This window comes from Bowmanella yangjiangensis, assembly GCF_017255015.1.
Taxonomy (GTDB): domain Bacteria; phylum Pseudomonadota; class Gammaproteobacteria; order Enterobacterales; family Alteromonadaceae; genus Bowmanella; species Bowmanella yangjiangensis.
The window spans coordinates 1-708 of the sequence record NZ_JAFKCS010000402.1 but is presented as its reverse complement, the minus strand read 5'-3'; the positions used below and the strand labels follow the sequence as shown (position 1 = coordinate 708).

The window sequence follows — 708 nt, the reverse complement described above, 5'->3', positions numbered from 1 at the left end:
GGCGCTGCTGACCACGCTGGAGCGCCTGCAGCCGGTGCAGGTCACCCGGCTGCCCTGGCTGATCCTGGTGCGACCGGCGCCACGCGGCTGACGGGCAGATTTTTTTCTGCACGCGGCTGCAAGATCCTGGCAGCTGTTTCGTCGTGGGTATGAACGCGACTTATTCCTAAGTAGCGCCACCTGCCACACGACATGGAAACCTCTGTAATGCGCTGTCATGTTTCTCCGCTGCACCGTGCCCTGCTGCTCGCCTCGCTGCTCGGCGGCGCCGCCCCGCTGGCTCTGGCCGCCGAACCGATCAGCGTCGAACTGCATATCGCCCCGCTCAGCCTGGACAGTGCGATGACCCAGTTCGCCGACCAGGCCGACCTGCACCTGATGTTCAACTCCGATGACCTGCAGGGGCTGCGCAGCGCCGGACTGGACGGCCATTTCACCGTGGAGGAGGCGCTGCAGCGTCTGCTCGCCGGCACCGACCTGAGCTGGACCTTCACCGATGCGCGCACCGTGCTGCTGCAACGCCGCGGCCCGGACGCGTCCGGGCGGCTCAAGCTGGAGGCCAAGCAGATCAGCGTGGCCGCGCGTACCCCGACCGAGATCAGCGCCATTCCCGGTACCGTCTGGGTGGTGGACCAGACCCAGCTGCGCGAGCAGCTCGACGTCGGCGTCAGCCTCAAGGAGGCGCTCGGCAAGCTGGTGCCCGGCCTC

General features: G+C 67.7%; 1 protein-coding gene. It reads left to right on the top strand.

Going from position 1 to position 708, the window contains the following annotated elements; translation table 11 throughout:
* Positions 1–207: 207 nt before the first annotated feature.
* The coding region (locus tag J0A65_RS24820) for an STN domain-containing protein (RefSeq protein WP_206596901.1) at positions 208–708 on the top strand (501 nt) is incomplete at its 3' end.